This window comes from Leptospira selangorensis (assembly GCF_004769405.1).
Lineage (GTDB): Bacteria > Spirochaetota > Leptospiria > Leptospirales > Leptospiraceae > Leptospira_B > Leptospira_B selangorensis.
In genome coordinates, this window is record NZ_RQES01000001.1 from 30942 (window position 1) to 46630 (window position 15689).

Annotated in this window: 17 protein-coding genes; 9 read left to right on the plus strand and 8 right to left on the minus strand. The window is 39.9% G+C overall.

The annotated features are described in order from the left end of the window. Positions 1-59 precede the first annotated feature (59 nt). Positions 60-506, minus strand: coding sequence for a YqaA family protein (locus EHO58_RS00165; protein WP_135677887.1), 447 nt, complete (start codon positions 504-506; stop codon positions 60-62). Between the two features lie 113 nt (positions 507-619). Here EHO58_RS00165 and EHO58_RS00170 point away from each other — a divergent pair, with 113 nt between their 5' ends. The 3 genes from EHO58_RS00170 (at position 620) to EHO58_RS00180 (ending at position 3644) form a co-directional block, all read left to right on the plus strand. Continuing rightward, positions 620-1399 (plus strand): hypothetical protein, encoded by a 780-nt coding sequence (locus tag EHO58_RS00170; protein ID WP_135677889.1) that lies wholly within the window; start codon positions 620-622, stop codon positions 1397-1399. Positions 1400-1509: 110 nt separating this feature from the next. Further along, entirely contained in the window at positions 1510-2766 is a 1257-nt protein-coding gene (locus EHO58_RS00175; protein ID WP_135677891.1) for a HAMP domain-containing protein, read from the plus strand. 185 nt (positions 2767-2951) lie between these two features. After that, positions 2952-3644 carry a hypothetical protein gene (locus tag EHO58_RS00180; protein WP_135677893.1) on the plus strand — a complete coding sequence of 231 codons (693 nt, stop codon included), beginning with the start codon at positions 2952-2954 and terminating at the stop codon, positions 3642-3644. A 4-nt stretch (positions 3645-3648) separates the two neighbouring features. Here the strand turns inward: EHO58_RS00180 and pyrF are convergent, their stop codons facing one another. The 4 genes from pyrF to speD form a co-directional block, all read right to left on the minus strand. Then, complete coding sequence (gene pyrF, locus EHO58_RS00185; protein WP_135626958.1) at positions 3649-4458, minus strand: orotidine-5'-phosphate decarboxylase; 810 nt, start codon at positions 4456-4458, stop codon at positions 3649-3651. Then, entirely contained in the window at positions 4458-5300 is an 843-nt protein-coding gene (speE, locus tag EHO58_RS00190; RefSeq protein ID WP_135626957.1) for a polyamine aminopropyltransferase, read from the minus strand. Before speE ends, pyrF begins: the two co-directional genes overlap by 1 nt. 9 nt (positions 5301-5309) lie before the next feature. Continuing rightward, positions 5310-6176 carry an S-adenosylmethionine decarboxylase gene (locus EHO58_RS00195; protein WP_008588737.1) on the minus strand — a complete coding sequence of 289 codons (867 nt, stop codon included), beginning with the start codon at positions 6174-6176 and terminating at the stop codon, positions 5310-5312. Positions 6177-6290: 114 nt separating this feature from the next. Next, positions 6291-6677, minus strand: coding sequence for an adenosylmethionine decarboxylase (gene speD, locus EHO58_RS00200; RefSeq protein WP_008596834.1), 387 nt, complete (start codon positions 6675-6677; stop codon positions 6291-6293). Between the two features lie 230 nt (positions 6678-6907). Here speD and EHO58_RS00205 point away from each other — a divergent pair, with 230 nt between their 5' ends. Beyond that, on the plus strand, positions 6908-7324 hold the full coding sequence (locus EHO58_RS00205) for a hypothetical protein (RefSeq protein WP_135626956.1): 417 nt from the start codon (positions 6908-6910) through the stop codon (positions 7322-7324). Between the two features lie 37 nt (positions 7325-7361). Here EHO58_RS00205 and EHO58_RS00210 read toward each other — a convergent pair whose 3' ends face one another. Continuing rightward, entirely contained in the window at positions 7362-7850 is a 489-nt protein-coding gene (locus EHO58_RS00210; RefSeq protein ID WP_100710655.1) for a DUF2505 family protein, read from the minus strand. Between the two features lie 160 nt (positions 7851-8010). Between EHO58_RS00210 and alr the strand changes: the two genes are divergently transcribed. Genes alr through EHO58_RS00230 form a run of 4 tightly spaced genes read left to right on the plus strand, consistent with a single transcriptional unit; the run spans position 8011 to position 11973 of the window. Continuing rightward, positions 8011-9144, plus strand: coding sequence for an alanine racemase (alr, locus tag EHO58_RS00215; protein WP_135677895.1), 1134 nt, complete (start codon positions 8011-8013; stop codon positions 9142-9144). A gap of 18 nt (positions 9145-9162) precedes the next feature. Continuing rightward, positions 9163-10302 carry a 1-acyl-sn-glycerol-3-phosphate acyltransferase gene (locus tag EHO58_RS00220; RefSeq protein ID WP_135677897.1) on the plus strand — a complete coding sequence of 380 codons (1140 nt, stop codon included), beginning with the start codon at positions 9163-9165 and terminating at the stop codon, positions 10300-10302. 10 nt (positions 10303-10312) lie between these two features. Beyond that, positions 10313-11212, plus strand: a complete 900-nt coding sequence (locus EHO58_RS00225) for a hypothetical protein (protein WP_135677899.1) — start codon at positions 10313-10315, stop codon at positions 11210-11212. Then, a complete protein-coding gene (locus tag EHO58_RS00230) occupies positions 11209-11973 on the plus strand; it encodes a hypothetical protein (RefSeq protein WP_135677901.1) in 765 nt (254 codons plus the stop codon). Before EHO58_RS00225 ends, EHO58_RS00230 begins: the two co-directional genes overlap by 4 nt. Positions 11974-11975: 2 nt before the next feature. On the opposite strand, the gene EHO58_RS00235 is transcribed toward EHO58_RS00230, so the two are convergent. Then, entirely contained in the window at positions 11976-12650 is a 675-nt protein-coding gene (locus EHO58_RS00235; protein WP_135626951.1) for an LIC_20245 family lipoprotein, read from the minus strand. Next, positions 12647-14947 carry a sensor histidine kinase gene (locus EHO58_RS00240; RefSeq protein ID WP_135677903.1) on the minus strand — a complete coding sequence of 767 codons (2301 nt, stop codon included), beginning with the start codon at positions 14945-14947 and terminating at the stop codon, positions 12647-12649. Before EHO58_RS00240 ends, EHO58_RS00235 begins: the two co-directional genes overlap by 4 nt. Positions 14948-15109: 162 nt before the next feature. Here EHO58_RS00240 and EHO58_RS00245 point away from each other — a divergent pair, with 162 nt between their 5' ends. Then, a complete protein-coding gene (locus EHO58_RS00245; protein ID WP_135626949.1) occupies positions 15110-15685 on the plus strand; it encodes a lytic transglycosylase domain-containing protein in 576 nt (191 codons plus the stop codon). Positions 15686-15689 lie beyond the last annotated feature (4 nt).

Consider the following 15689-nt stretch of genomic DNA (forward strand, 5'->3'; position numbering starts at 1 on the left):
GGAAAAATTTTTCCAAAGCCCGGCCATTAAAAGAGAATTCGCAGTTTTAGTAAAACAAATTAGGCGAATCCGAATGCGAGAGCCAGATATCTTAAGATCCTAAGTGAGAATACTACCAAGGCAAATATCCAAAACTTCTGGCGAAAGAAGCCGGAAAGCACCGTGATTGGATCTCCTATAAATGGTAGAAAAGAAAACCCCAATACCCAATAGCCCCATCTGGACATTCTTTCTGCCCAGCCTGCATAGGTTTTGGATTCGAAGATCCTTGCTTCTATTTTTTTCCCGAACCAATAGCCCAATGAATAGTTGAATGCGCAGGCTGCACAGTTCCCGATCGAAGCCCAAATCACCGCCTCGCCTGGAGAAAGTCCGGACCAGATCGCCCCCATAAGTGCCGCCTCAGAACTGAAAGGTAGCAATGTAGCGGCTCCGAAAGAAACCAAGGTCAATCCAGGACCTGCGTAGGCCTGTAGGAGTTCTGACAAAATTTTTGAAAGTTCCAACAAGCTCTCCCAGTCCTAGATTTTTTTCAGTATAAATCCAATTTCAAATGACCCCTTTGGGCTTTAGATCGGATATGTAATGTAAGACGATTTTAATACAAGAGCGCCTAACCTTGAAAAAAATAATATCCCTATTTGTAGTTTGTATTTCCTCCCTTCTTCCATTTTCTTTATTTGCAGAACCCTTTACCCTAATTGGAGAAGGCACTCAAATCTCACCTTTCACCGCAAAGATAGGAATCGGAGCAGGACAGGCAGAATACCAATACGGCCTTGCAGGAAGATCCGAAACGTATAGAGCTGGATTCGAATACAATCCAAGAAATTTCGGTTTCGAACTCGGAATCAATCGTAGCAGTTATTTTATCCCTCCGGATCGCTCTACGGAAGTATCTTCTGCGATGATACTTTCCGCTCCGACTTTCGATAATTTCGGATATTATTTTGCCGGAGCGGCAATGATCGATAAGATTACATTTTCCAAAACATTCTTAGACTTAGGACCCACATTCCATTTTCGTCCCGGATCTAAATTCGATCCATACATTGGAGCGGGATTTGGTATCGCAGACATAGGCGCAAAACAATCTACATTAAGAGCCTACGGTAAACTCGGTGTCCGGATGAATTTCGAGCGCAGCTTTTTATTTTTAGAATTGGAAGGAGCTTCTATCAATCGCCATTTCCTAGGAGAAAAGTATATCTACGGAGAAGGTTCCGGGATTTTCGGATTCGGTTATTATTTCGGATCCGCTTCCTCTTCCGATAACAAACAAGTGGCTCCTGTAAAACAAAAAGAAGAAGAGCCTGCACCTAAGCAAGAAGAGGTTAAAAAAGAAGATCCTAACCCTTCTAAAACGGAAGAAGTTCAGCCTACAGAAGATAAACCTTAAGATAGATTTAGAATCCTTCTTATCTTTTATGGGGAAATGACTTAATTTTTCGTTTTACCTCGACAAAGACCTAAAAACAATACGAAGCAAGCGGTATCAGCCTGCTTCGTATGGACATCTTTCAGTTTTCCTACCATTCTATCGGTTATATTTCAGGAACAATTTTCACCGTTTTCCTAATAGCCTCTTTATTAAAATTAAAAAGTAAAACAAGACATGCCTGGATACTAATATCTTATCTATCGTTTGTTTTAGCTTTGAATTTCGGATTTCTAATCCGGACTTCTTTGTTCCTTCCTTCCCTATCCAAACCTGCTTGTTTCCTGATCGCGTTATATACTTCGTTTTCAAACCTAGGACTTTTATATTTTATATATTCTTTTTTCGGTATAGATCGTAAAAAAGAATCCAGAATTACATTACTAACAATCTTCTCCGCGGGAATGTTCGGATTTTTATTCTATGTATTGAAGAATATTAACTCCGAAGTTTCTTATAACTTCAGCATCCAAATGTTCGAATTTCAGGATCCTGAGTCCACGGCCCCTATGGGCTCTATCCATTTTTTGACCTTTATTTGGATCTTGATCGTTATTCTAAGACGGAATATACATCTAAGAAGAGAACTTTCTCTCGAACAGGATACAAATTCAATAACCGAGAAAAAAAGAGAATTGAGAATGTCCCGTAATTTCGGACTGGCGATCTTACTTCATGCATTATTCTCTCTTACTTATACTTTTTACGGATGGGGTTATCTTTCCTTTTCTAATTTCCAACTTATACTAACTTCCGTCACGAGTTTACAGCTCTTCTTTTATACGGTTCTATATTTGAATTATTTTCCGGAACCTTCTTCTTTTATGATCAAGATACTGGGAGTTTCTTTAGCAACTGTGTTGATCCTATTTTGCGTAGTTGCTCGGATCAGCTTTGTACTGATCGAAAGTCATTATGATGAAACAAGAAAAACAGAAATAGAGAACCTAAGAGAAAATCTAAAATTGGGCAAAGATCATATTCTACCTAAGGATGTATTATATCTAATCTCCAGTTTAGATCAAAACAACAATTCTCGTTCTGATTCTTCAGATGGAAACGATCCATCGCCTATTTCAAAAAGAATGTATAGAGTGCTTTCTCTTCCGGAAAACAAACCCGTATATATTATTTGGTACACATTCTATTCGGAAGGAAGGATCTATGAAATAGGTTATCCTTATGAATCTTATAGTAAGATGATCCATTCCATCGTTTCAGTCATCGCCTTAATCTTGATTTCTTCTTCTATCTTTTTGATCCTTTTACTTCCTTATTTGATCCGTAAAGGGTTAAGAGATTTGCAAACGGATCAAAAAAAGTTTTAACTTTTAATCCTTAAAATTTTCTAAACAGTAAGGGAACCGTTATCTCCATCGAGTCGGTCTACTTCTCGTGCGATATGAATTCGCAATAAGATTATTCTGCACTTGCAAATAATTTTTTGTAGGGAACCTAGTTCTAACCCAAAAGGATCATATCCGTTTAACAAATATTAGGCGGTGACGATCAAATGAAAAATTTACTTTTAGGGATTGTTATCTGTATTCCAGCAATGCAGATCATGGCAAAGGATACTTCGACGGACGTAAGTCAAAACACATCTTGGACATTGAAGTTGGGAGCAGGAAGAGGAGAAGTCCGAAACGAAAATTACGATTACGGAACTAGTTCCGCATATCGTGTCTCTGCTGAGTATAATCCACGTTATTTCGGTTTGGAATTGGGGGCTACAAATGCGAATTACTCCATTAAAAAAATGGAAGAATTGGACAAAAATATCGCTCTGATCTTCTCGGAGGGACAACCCATTTCTTATTTTCAATATCTAAACTTCGGTAAAGCAACAGATAAGGGTGAGTTTGTGAAGATGAACTTCTTGGATATAGGTCCTACATTACATTTCCGCCCGGGCAAAACCTTTGATCCTTATGTTTCTATAGGCGTTGGGATAGGAAGTTCAGACGCTAAATCTTATCGCAGTTTCGGAAGATTAGGTCTAAGAGCGAATTTCGAGAGAGCGTTCGTATTTTTAGAGGCAGAAGCTTCTAATATTCATAGATATATTTCCGGAACAGATCTAGCCTATCAAGATTATAGTGCTTGGTTTGGGATAGGTTCTTATCTAGGAACAATCGAATCTAAAGATGGATCTCCAACAGATAGCGCGAGATCAGAGAAATTAGAAGCGTTCGCTTTCCGATAGGAAATTAAACCAGCAGCTTTCTCATCTGCTCAGAGACGGAAGCTGCTGCTTTTCGGGCCCCTTCTGCAAAATCAGGGCCTGAGGAAGAGAATATGATACTTCTGGAAGAATTGACCAGAGAATTTTTCCCACAAACGGAGATCACTTCCTCTAAAGAAGCGCCTTGAGCTCCGTAACCCGGGATCAAAAAGATACGATCCGGATGAGCTTTACGAATTTCTAATAATTCCTTTGGATGAGTAGCTCCAACGACTAAACCTACATTCTTAACCGGGAATTTTTCACTAAGAGCTGCAACTTCTCTATAAAGAGTTCTGCCGGTCTCGGAGAACGTTTTTTGCTGGAGCTCCGCAGAATCCGGGTTGGAGGTCAAACAAAGCAGGAATACCATCCTGGAATCGTCCTCAATAAACGGTTTGATAGTATCCGAACCCATATAAGGAGAAAGAGTAAGTGAATCCACTCCCAATTCTTTAAAAAAGAACTTAGCGTACTGTCTTGCGGTATTATCTAAGTCCCCACGTTTTGCATCCGCAACGATTGGGATCTCAGGATGATTTGTTTTGATATGAGAGATCAGTTTTTCGAACTGTTCGATTCCTTTAGAACCGAATGCTTCAAAGAATGCAATATTCGGTTTGTATGCTACCGCATATTCTGCAGTAGCATCCACGATCTCTTTGGAGAATACGTATAGTTTGTCCGGAACTTTTTCTAAGGAAGGAGGAAGTTTAGCGATATCAGGATCGATTCCAACGCAAAGAAGGGAGTTTAGTTTCTCCCTTCTTTTTACGAATTTGGAATAAAAATCCATTACTTTCTTACGATGTACTCTTGCGCAAAAGGAGGAAGAGTAAACGCAGCCTTATGAATTTCGGCAGAGTAATATTTTAATCCTTTAGGAACACGATTCGGATCAGGCTCTACTTTATAAGGATCCGGTCCTTTAGAACAGTAAGTAAATCCGATGATCCCGGAAGGATAAGTAGGAACCACAGTGAAATAATATCCGCAGTGATCAAATACCTGCGGAATGAATTGGAATAATTCCTTAATTATCTTTCCGTGATAGTAAAAACTTTCTGCCTGACTAGTACAGATACCGCCTTGTTTTAAGGAAGCAGCCATAGTCTCATAGAAAGGTCTTTTGAATAAAACTTCTGCAGGGCCTACAGGATCGGAAGAATCCACACAGATCACGTCGAAGTATTCTTTATAATCCTGAACGTATTTCGCTCCATCTTCGTACGCGTGAACCACTCTTGGGTCTTTCATCGCATTTGCTATCTCTGGGAAGTATTCGTAACATACGTCTACGACTCCCTTGTCGATCTCACAAAGATGTACTTCTTTTACGGAAGGATGTTTTAGGATCTCACGAACGGTTCCTCCGTCCCCACCACCGATCACTAGAACCTTTTCAGGATTCGGGTGGCTCATCATAGGAACATGAGCGATCATTTCATGATACGCAAACTCATCCGCCTCGGTCATCATGACCACTCCGTCTAGAGTGAACATTCTGCCGAAACTTTGAGATTCGAATACGTCTATTTTTTGGAAAGGAGTCTTACGAGAATGTAAAAACTCCTTCACTCTAATCTTGAGAGCCCTTCCGTTAGGTAACTCGAGGGTCTCGTCCAGCCAAAGTTCCAATATGACCTCTTAGAAGCGGTTTGTTACTGTAAGACGCATTGCAGCGCCTTTGAAAAATTTGCGAGTAAACTCAGCCGCAACTTTAGGATCGTACCCTTTACATGAGAAGATATCGATATAAGAAGTATTGGTATCGTTTGCGAAGTGTGCGGAAATACAAGAAGTCTCGATCAACTGCACCATGGAGTAACCAGCTACACGATCGTCTTCTCCGAAGTAAACTACTTGGGTTTCGCCGAAACGTTTCATCTCGATCAAATCACATAGTTCCACAACGTATTGTTTAATTGCGTCCGCGTCACGGATAAGAGCCGCATCACAATTTTCCAGATCGATGGAGGTTAGAAGTCCCCAAGCTCCGTCTTTGAAAGGTTCATACACTTTCAATTCAGGATCGGATTCGATCTTGGACTGGATATAAGTAGGGAAACTTCCGTTAAAACGTTTACGGACGATTTCAGCCTCTTCGTTGCGAGCCCATGCAAGTTCTGGGTTTTTCATCGCAGGATGATAAGTGATCTCTTGGCCTGCTTCGATGTCACGAAGTGCAACCAGAGTGATATCTCCTTGGAAACCGCAATTTGCATCCGCAGATTGGCGGATATAATGAACAGAATCAATTCCGTCATCATGCAAAGGAGAAACCAGATAGAAATCCTTATGGACTCTATGAGGAGAAGAAAGTCCGGAAAGTCCTGCAAGTTCATTCTTATGAACTGCTTTTCCTCCCCAAACTGCTACAACTTCTCCCGCAGAGATAGTTTCCTTAGTGAAAAGGAAAGCTTCGCCCTTGTCGGTAGTAGCGATTTCGATACTGTTTCTTAGATAAGAAAAACGATTAACTATTTTAAGTTGGTCTTGGATCTTTAGGCTCATACTCTGATACCTCTCCTTAAAGTTTGAAAATAAGTGTAGTCGCCCTTTCCTCCCGGAGAGGGGAACTCGTCTTTATCAATTAGGGTGTTTCCGGCTCTGCCGGAGAGAAGATACTTATTTCCCAACTGGTTTGTGAGGTAGGTCTACGCCAAGTTTCAACAAACCGCGCTTCATTTCCACTACGGAGATGCTCTTTGAGCCGAAGCGTTCCTTGAGATATTCCAGAGCTGCCTGATTATCGATTAAGTCTCCGCAAGTGAAGACGTCGATAGCGCAATAACCGTATTCTGGCCAGGTATGTATGGCGAAATGGGATTCGCTCACGACAACCACACCGCTCACACCAAACGGACTAAATCTGTGAAAAACAGATTTAACTGTGGTGGCGCCGGAGAGGTCGACTGCCTTCAACATGATATCTTCTACCAATTCGTGATTGTTGATGGTCTCGTAATCACACTCATAAAATTCTGCAATTACGTGCTTTCCCAATGCGTTCATCTACTGCCTGACACCTCCGAACCGGTTTTGGTTTAGTAACCGAGCATGCGTATGACTATGTTTTTTTGTCAACTCTCTACGTAAATTTATATTTATTTTTTCTGTGCAGCTTTTTCTAAGATCGGAAGATCCTACAAAGAGATAAGATCAGAATTTTCTGACAACGAGAGAGAAGAAATTACTCGAGGAGCAAGATTATCAAAAATATACGAATTCAAAAATGGGTCCTTTTGAGCTTTTTCGGGGTTTTTTGGGTTATTTTAGGTACGCTGATTTACATAGGCAGAGAGAAGTTTGACTTCTTAAAAACTTCTTCTTTTGTTTTTCATTCCAAACAGGAAGCGATCGCGAGCGCAGAGAAGAATGAAAAAAAAGGAATCGTACTTATCTTAACGCCTAGGTCTTGCGGTGAGTGTGGCGTAAGTGCCACACTCCTAGAGGAATTAGATTCTTTAGGTTGGAGTATTCTAAGACTGGAAGAAGAAGATCCTGACTACGAAACTATCCTCTCCGATGATAGATTCTCGGAAATATTGCCCGCAATACAAGAATCCAAGCCTGCGTGGGGAGTCTTCAATTTGGGAGAAGAACTTTTGCTCACGAAACCTGGATTGCCCAGCAAATCGGATCTAGAAACGATTTTGTAATGTTAGAAGAAGCCAAGAATATGGCTTCTTTAATAATTCAATCTCCCTTTTTCAGGAATTCGGAGATGGAGTTCTTGTCCTTCTCCAAAGAATGTCTATGGATCTCTTCGATAACTGTTTCGATCACAGAGCCCATTAAGAATACTCCGGAGCTTACTTTTACTTCGTAACTTCTCTCTGATTCAAGTGGGCTGATCTCCTTGTATACGGAGAACCCTTTGATGGTAACAATCGAATCGTTTCCCGGAGGAGCGATCGTAAACTCATGGGTATTTGTAGAGATATCGAAAACGGAATCTTCTAAAAGAGAAGGATCAGAAAGAAGTGTAGCAAGCACCTTTGGCAGGGATTCGGCTAACTTTACCTTTCTTTTTTGGTAAACTTTGTTTCCCTCTTTTCTTTCCTCCAATAATTCCACGTTTTTCAACTCTGGGAATCTATCTAAATATTTGTATCTATCTTCTCTCGCTCTGAGTAGATCTTGGAGGGGAACTGGGAAAGTTTGTACTACTTTATATTGTTTCATCCGGGGATCCTGAGGATTTGTTTAGCCGTTTCCCGGGCAGTCTGTTTGTATTTCCCCACTCGGGAAACCCTTTTTTCCTTCCTGTCGAAAGGAAAAATCCGAATGACAGGCTGGCCGTAAAAGGGGCTCATGACTAGAGATCTTCCGCTAATTTCAAAGAATGAAAGACAGAACTTGGATAGAACTTTCCAGAGCAGCGATCTCAGCAAACCTGAAAAATTTTCGCGCACTTCTCTCCCCTAAGACCTTACTCACTGCAGTCATCAAATCAAATGCATATGGTCACGGACTTTTAGAAACTGCCGAGCTCGCTCACAAGGCAGGAGCAGATCTTTTCGGGGTCAACTCCTTAGAAGAAGCAAAACTTCTACGTGGGAAATACCCCGAGTTTAAGATCTTAATCATGGGAGAAGTTCCCGGCCTAGCAGAAAGGGCCTCCGAAATTTCAGATCCAAATTTTTGGATCATAGTATCTCGCACGGAAGAAGTAAGAATTTTAACAAATTGTAAACCTTCTCCTCAGATCCATTTGAAAGTGGATACTGGAATGGCTCGCCTGGGATTTTTCGGTAAAGACTTAGAAAGAACACTTTCCGAGATCAAATCGGAAGGTTTGAGATTAGATGGGATTGCTACTCATTTTGCAAGTACAGAAGATGTATTAGAGCAGAAATATTCCAAAGAACAGATGAAGTCTTTTTCAGAAGCCATCCTTCTCGCAGAAAAATACGGATTCAAAAATTTGGTGAAACATGCATGTGCTTCCGCTTCTACCATGTTGTTTCCGGAAGCACATTATGATCTAGTTCGAGTAGGAATTTCTCTCTACGGTCTTTGGCCAAGTTTACAAACTAGACTTTCTTTGCATCTAAGTGGCAAAAAAGATTTTAATCTTTCTTCGGTTCTTTCTTGGAAAACTAGAATTGTTCATATCAAAACCGTTCCGGAAGATAGTTTTGTGGGTTACGGTTCTACTTACCAAACCAGTGCGCCTACAAGGATCGCAGTTGTGCCGGTCGGTTATTATGAAGGTCTCGACCGTAAACTTTCCAATAATGGAGTCATGCTCATAAAAGGAAAAAGAGCAAAGATCCTAGGAAGGATCTGCATGAACATGACCATGTTGGATATCACACATATACATGACGCGGAAATCGGAGATATAGTCACTATCTTAGGTAAAGATAAAGAAGAAGAAATCTCAGCAGATGATCATGCAAACTGGACCTATACGATTAATTACGAAGTTACCACTCGGATCAGCGAGTCGGTCCCTAAAAAAATAACAGAATAAAAATAGAAGAGGAACTGGATGGACCCTATTACAGAAAAAGAAACTCCAAAACAAGTTCAGCCCGTATACACTACTAAGACCTATAGTTTTTTGATCAGGATCGTATTCAAAGCAAGAGGAATACTCTTTGATGGTTTCGAAGAACATTTCCCAGCGAGTAATCCTAAAAAAATTTTAGAAGCCCCCTATCCTTCTATTCTAATGGCAAACCATGTTTGGGAAGGAGATGTTCCAGCTCTCGCAGCAGTTTATCCTCATATTCATCCATCTATCAAATTTGCGATCCCGGCTAGAGAAGATATATTAGGAAAAGATTTTTTAGTAAAAGAATTCAAACCGAAAGGACTTCTAAAACTATTCTTCTTACTTATAGATAAATCAGGGATGATCCCTAAATATTTGGATTATATCGGTTGTGTTCCGATCAAAAGACCATTCAGAGACAATGCCAGAGAACTTCTAAAAAAAGGACTCTTGAGAGATATGGTAGACCAAGAATGGGGTTATCTTTCTGACAGGATCTCGGAAGGAAGAAACCTTTTTCTATTTCCGGAAGGAGTGTTTAACCAAGACGGATATATGGCGCAGGTGAAAAAAGGGGTCTATTTCCTTAGAACTAAATTCAAAAATTTGAATTTTACTTCTTTCACTTTGACTTATGATTATTTCTCTTCTAAAAAATCGGAACTTCATATTGGTTATGGAGAACAATTCCCTATTCCTGAAAATGCGGATGCAGATCAAGTTACCGGAATCGTAAAAGAAAAATTAGGAAGCGGATATACTATCACTGCAGGAAATTTAGCTTCCTATATGGTCTTAAAATTCGAAGGGAAGGCCAAAGAAAGTAAGGAAAAATTATTTTCACTTCTTTTATCCTTAGCGGAGAAGATCAAAAGTTCTCATCCTGAAATTTATATTTCCGAAAAATTCAAAACAGACGCACTAAAACATGCATTCGATTCCTTTTTAGAGAAGGCCAAAAAAGGGGGGTTCCTAAAATTAGAAGGAAACGATATAGTTTTCTTGGAAAAATTGTTTCAGATCCCAAAAGATCTTCATAATTTAAAGAAGAAAAATTTGGTCTTATATCATAGAAACCAACTCACGTACCATCTTCCTAAACTGGATACGGTATGGTCCACAATCAAAGCCTGAGGAGTAACTTTTGGCATTTTGGAAAAGATTTGTTTCCCGTAAAACTAGGGTAGAGAATTGGATCACCAAGCCCGGAGTTTTGGAAAACAGCATACGTAAAAGTTTACATTTTTTATTTAGATCCAGCTTAGAGGAAATTTTTCCGGAAGATCTTTCGATCTCACCTTCTGCATTAGGGCTCGTTCGTCTTCCAGAGGAAAAATTAAAAGTTTTAGCCGAAGAATTTCCTATAGAGAAAGCATTCCCCTACACTTCTGCAGATGAATTTCTTTCCGAAGAGTCTATGAATTCTATTGTGGAGTTTATAGCAGGAACCCAAGCTGCTCCTTCTAAAAATCTAATCCTAGGAATCCTGAATCAACCTGAAGTTCAGGCAATCTTTTCTCAAGGATTAGAGAAGGTGCTAAATGAATTTCATAAAAAAATAAATCCTTTGCATGGAGTTTTCCAAGCGGCCGGTTTAGAAAAACAGATCTCTCAATTTTTATCTTCTTTATTGCCTACGTTTACGGAGAGGATCGCCGAGTTTGTTTCTATCGGTTCCGGGACACAAGAGATCCAAACGGTGATCCGAAATACTTTGAAAATCCTTTTCCAAACAGGTTTTAACGATCTAGGAAGATTGGAAACTTCCAGATTCGGCGCAGGAACGGATAGGATCAGAAGAGCAATCGCAGGCGACGAAAAAGTCCGTGGAGCTATGGAAAACTTATATTCGGTAAGCAGAGACACATTACTGAATCATTATAGAAAAGAAACTTTGAAAGAGTTTGTAGGACTTTCAGAACCCGAACTGGATCTTTGGATCGGAAAAATCTCGGAAGATACAGCGTCTAATATTAGAAAGGTCCACGCTAAAAGATCTCTTTCTCCTATGGTTCTGGACCTACTCTCGGATATCTTGGGATGAAGAAGGTAATCTCCACGATCCAAAACGCATTAGAATACCTGGATAAGTTAGGACCTCAAAAATCCTTCCAGTTATTCCGTAACCTAGGTTATGAAGCGTTGTTTTCCATTTCGGAAAAGGTGGATCATAAAAAACTTTTATTCTTAAGCCAAAATCTGAGCGAACAGGAAATAGTAACTCTTTTACAATCCATCCAAGAGACAACTCTTGTGGACCTGATCCAAAATACAGTCCCATCGGATCTAGTGTACTATGTAAAACATCTAGGCCTAAAAGATCTGAAATTTCTAGCTGAGTCTATTTCTCCTTTAGATGTTTCTAAGATCAATCATACGATAGGTTCTAAAACGATCGTAGAGATCTTAATGAATCTCGGACCTGATCCATCGATTGCTTACTTGAATGCGATTGGTATAGATTCTTTTCTGGAACTGACAAAGGCTTTGCCGGTAAAAGATTTTGTTCCTTTAACCAAGGCTTTAACTCCGGAAGAATGTGCGGAATGGATCCGTAAAAGATCCATCTCGGAAATTCCAGCCTTACTAAAAGGTTTAGGAACTAAAAATGCAGTGAATCTATTACAACAGGTAGGCTTTCAAAAGGTAATTTCTATTTTATCCGTTTTGAATCCGGAAGAACTTGTGAATTTAATTCATACTCTGAACAAAATGAAATTACCTTCTGCCAAAAAACCTGCCGCAAAGAAGACAAAAGCTCCTGAAAACAAAAGAAGTTCTAAAAGAAAACGTAAAAGTCTTTAAGATCAGTTTCCTTTTTGAGCGGAGATCACTTCTTCCCTACTCTTAGAAATCCCATCCAATCTTTCCTTTATAAGTTTCTCATATTCCGGATTGGCGTTTTTTGGATTTTCTCCCACTAATTTTTGGTAATTCTCCATTCCATATTTCAGGATCTCTAACATATCGTCGGATCGTTTTAATTTTGCATTTAGATAGAAGGACATTTCTTCCTTAGGGACATCCTTTCTTTCTAAAATTTCTCTTTGGATCCTATAATAATTATCTTCGTTCTCTTTTTTCTTGGCTAACTCTTCTTCGGAAAGTTTTTTAGGGATAAGAGAATTGTTTGGGAATTTTTCGGTGAGAGGTTTGAACTTCTCGTAAAGTCGATCGTATAATTTGGCTCTTTCTTCCGGACTTAAACTTTCTAGATAAGATTTTGTTCTACTAGGTTTAGAATTAGGTTCTTCCGTAACTGCGATCGGTCCGGATACTGTCTCTTCTACATGTCCTGAAAAATCTAAAAAGGATCCTCCCTCGAATAAGGAATTTTCCTGTCTAGTTAGAGTCTCCTCAGAAAGTCCACCTTGGTAGCTTGAGTTTTCTGTTGTAGAAGTTCCCGGGAATAGCAGATAAAAAATCCCGATCAAGGAAACGATTAGTATGGATAAGATTAGAAACGTTCTTTTTTGATTCATTCAGAATACAAAGGTAAAATCACCTTAAAAATGCTGCCACCTTTTTGGTTCGGCTCTACGATGACTTCTCCTCCCATCTTATTGATTAAGGTCCGACTAATAGAAAGTCCGAGTCCAGTACCGCCCACAGTTCTATTCCTTTGGTCCGGTATCCTAAAAAATCTTTCGAAGATCAGTTCTTTATATTTAGGATCTATACCTATCCCTGTGTCCGTAAATCGAACCTCTAGTTTTTTATCCGCGGTCTTTTTAAGAGAAACATCGATCCCGCCTTTTTCAGTATATTTTATCGCGTTCACAAAAAAATTCGTGATGATCTGAGAGAACTCGAATCTTACCCCTTTCAATTTCAAATTTTCGGAAAGATTGGTAGTCACTGTCAGGCCGCTTTCGGAAGCAGAAGGAGAATTGATATAAAGAACTTCTTCAATCACGGTTGACGGATCGAAAATTTCGTACATCTCCTCTGAAGTTTGAGATTCCTTTTTCTCCAATTGTAGAAGGTTATCTATTAAGAAGTTCAGCCTTCTCACATTTTTACGGATCACATCCGTCATTCCCTTCTGATCTTCATTTAAAGGAAGTTGTTCATCCACAAATAGAAGGTCGAAATATCCTTGGATATTCGTCATAGGAGATCTAAGTTCATGAGATATATTGGATATAAACTCATGTTTGATCTTCTCTGATTCCAAAATTAATGCATTATCATTCACTTGGATCTGATAAAATCTTTTGGTTTCCGCGCTAAAACCGGTAACACTTAGGCCCACTGAAAATTTTGTACCGTCTTTTAGGATCAGTCCTGCTTCCGGAATAAAGGTCATGTTTTGATCCTTTCCACCGGGAGATTTCAATTCTGTTTGTTCTAGAATGTCGGGAAGAACTCTCGCAAGTCTGATATTTTTGATCTCGGAAGTTTGGTATCCCGATACTTCCCTGAATCTTCTGTTTGCATCCACGATCATTCTTGTGTCGGCATTTACAATGATCATCGCGTCAGTCGCAAACTCGAACATATAACGGTATCTTTCTTCGGTAGTTTGGCGTTTTAGATCGCTTATATCCAACCTAGTTTCCAATAGATAGTTGTCTTCAGAAAGCCTTTTGTTCTTTTCTTCGATATCCCGGATCTCTTGATTCAAATAATCTAATATTGCATTCACAGTGGAACGTATGAAAAGGTAAGGACTTTTAGGAAGTTGTGTATCCAATGAAACTTCTCTTCTTCCTAAAAAGAGAGAAAGAGCCAATTCTTTCATCTCGGAAACTAAACTTCTGAGCGGAGAGATATCTTTTACGATATTCCCGAACTTGGATTTTCCATTTGAATAATAACTATTATAAAGTTTCGAATTTGTTTGTTTGATCGAAGAAGGAAATTTAGGAAAAGGATTATCCGCGACTGAATGAGCCAGATTTTCTAAAATTTTCTTTCCACCGTCCATACCTGGGAAAGTTTTTCCGTACATTTCCATCACGAAACGTACATCTTCTAATGCAGGCATTCCGGATAAAATTTTTCCAAGCTCAGGGACCGGCCTTCTATAAAATCCATCCAGTTCTCCCGGCTTCCAAGGACAAGGACCTACCCAATCCGCTACAAAAGAATCTCCTTCGTAAGCGACATGATTAGCCAGGTCTTCCATTGCCTTTTTAATCGCTCTGGAAACTCTATTTGCTTCTTCCGGAAATTTAGAAGCGAATCTTCCTGTGAATGCGAGCATATTCGTAGGTAAGTAATAAGGAGGGATCTCATTTTCCACCGTGAGACAGTAACCCTTCTCCCCAAAAAATGGATACTCTTGGAGAGAAGCCGCAGCACCTAAACACTCCGCACGAATGAACTCATGAGCGAGTAACGTAGGTCTTGTGGTAAGATAAGGTACAGGTTTTCTGCGATGATAGTTTTCGGAGCGAAAAAATTCCTCCGCTACGAATCTATCTAAGGAATAAGGATGTAAGATTGGTAAAAAACTATGATATGAGTCTCGGATGGACTCGGCTTCCATATAAGATGCTGAATAAAACCCGTGCACCAAACAAGATAAAATGACCCCTCTATAAAAAGTCCAATTAGGAGAAGTTTTTTTGAGCTGCTGATGAGCCCATGCAGTGAAAGGAATTTCTCCTGCTTCTGCCCTACCTTCTCTCAAGTGAGCAAGTACTGCCTCATAACTTTTGAGTGCTCTGACTCTGACGAGTACATCTTCTTCTTCAAAGTATCCCCTGCTGAAAGCCAGGAAGACCGGGAAAGCTGTGAGCCTTGGGGTTGTGACTATCTCTATTTCTATCACGCGGTCTATCGTTCTTAGGCGCCGGGTTTTTTCAAGAAACCCTTGGATTTCCTCTCTAAAACCTGCAAAAAAGACTAAACGGATCCAAGTTTTCGTCCGAGAGACATAATAAGGGTGTGAAGATTAGCCATTTCGGCTTAGGTAGGAACTCCTGAGGACTATATGAAGTTAGATGATCTAGAATCTTATCGCAGAATTGTCTCCAGAATGGAAGAAATCCAGGGAATCACAGAGAGATTTCAGCCGAAACCTCCCGCTCAGGACGGAGATCCTACACCTAAAAAGATAGAGTCAGAATTTTCCCAAGAGTTGGATTCCAAAATGAAAGGGATTTTCTCCCAGGAGAATGATCCGACTCCTAGTGATCTAAGCAGTATTATAGAAAGGGAATCTTATAAAAATCATTTAGATCCGAACCTGGTCAAATCCGTGATCAAGGCAGAATCCAATTTTAAACCGAATGCGGTTTCTTCTAAAGGTGCGATCGGCTTGATGCAACTTATGCCAGGGACCGCGGATATTTTAGGAGTGGAGAATCCATTTGATCCGGAAGAAAATATCGCAGGTGGGACTAAGTTCCTAGCGGATATGATGAAAAAGTTCGGAAATTCCGATATGGCAATCGCAGCTTATAATGCCGGCCCAGGAGCGGTCCAAAAATACGACGGAATCCCTCCTTATAAAGAAACGAAAGATTACGTGAAAAAGGTAAATCGTTTCTGGAAGGGAGAGTATTAAGAAA

Excerpts from the sequence above, each read along its gene's own strand:
- EHO58_RS00175 (WP_135677891.1), top strand. The coding sequence starts at position 1,510 with ATGGACATCTTTCAGTTTTCCTACCATTCTATCGGTTATATTTCAGGA.
- EHO58_RS00180 (WP_135677893.1), top strand. The coding sequence starts at position 2,952 with ATGAAAAATTTACTTTTAGGGATTGTTATCTGTATTCCAGCAATGCAG.
- pyrF (WP_135626958.1), bottom strand. The coding sequence starts at position 4,458 with ATGGATTTTTATTCCAAATTCGTAAAAAGAAGGGAGAAACTAAACTCC.
- EHO58_RS00195 (WP_008588737.1), bottom strand. The coding sequence starts at position 6,176 with ATGAGCCTAAAGATCCAAGACCAACTTAAAATAGTTAATCGTTTTTCT.
- speD (WP_008596834.1), bottom strand. The coding sequence starts at position 6,677 with ATGAACGCATTGGGAAAGCACGTAATTGCAGAATTTTATGAGTGTGAT.
- EHO58_RS00210 (WP_100710655.1), bottom strand. The coding sequence starts at position 7,850 with ATGAAACAATATAAAGTAGTACAAACTTTCCCAGTTCCCCTCCAAGAT.
- alr (WP_135677895.1), top strand. The coding sequence starts at position 8,011 with ATGAAAGACAGAACTTGGATAGAACTTTCCAGAGCAGCGATCTCAGCA.
- EHO58_RS00220 (WP_135677897.1), top strand. The coding sequence starts at position 9,163 with ATGGACCCTATTACAGAAAAAGAAACTCCAAAACAAGTTCAGCCCGTA.
- EHO58_RS00230 (WP_135677901.1), top strand. The coding sequence starts at position 11,209 with ATGAAGAAGGTAATCTCCACGATCCAAAACGCATTAGAATACCTGGAT.
- EHO58_RS00235 (WP_135626951.1), bottom strand. The coding sequence starts at position 12,650 with ATGAATCAAAAAAGAACGTTTCTAATCTTATCCATACTAATCGTTTCC.
- EHO58_RS00245 (WP_135626949.1), top strand. The coding sequence starts at position 15,110 with ATGAAGTTAGATGATCTAGAATCTTATCGCAGAATTGTCTCCAGAATG.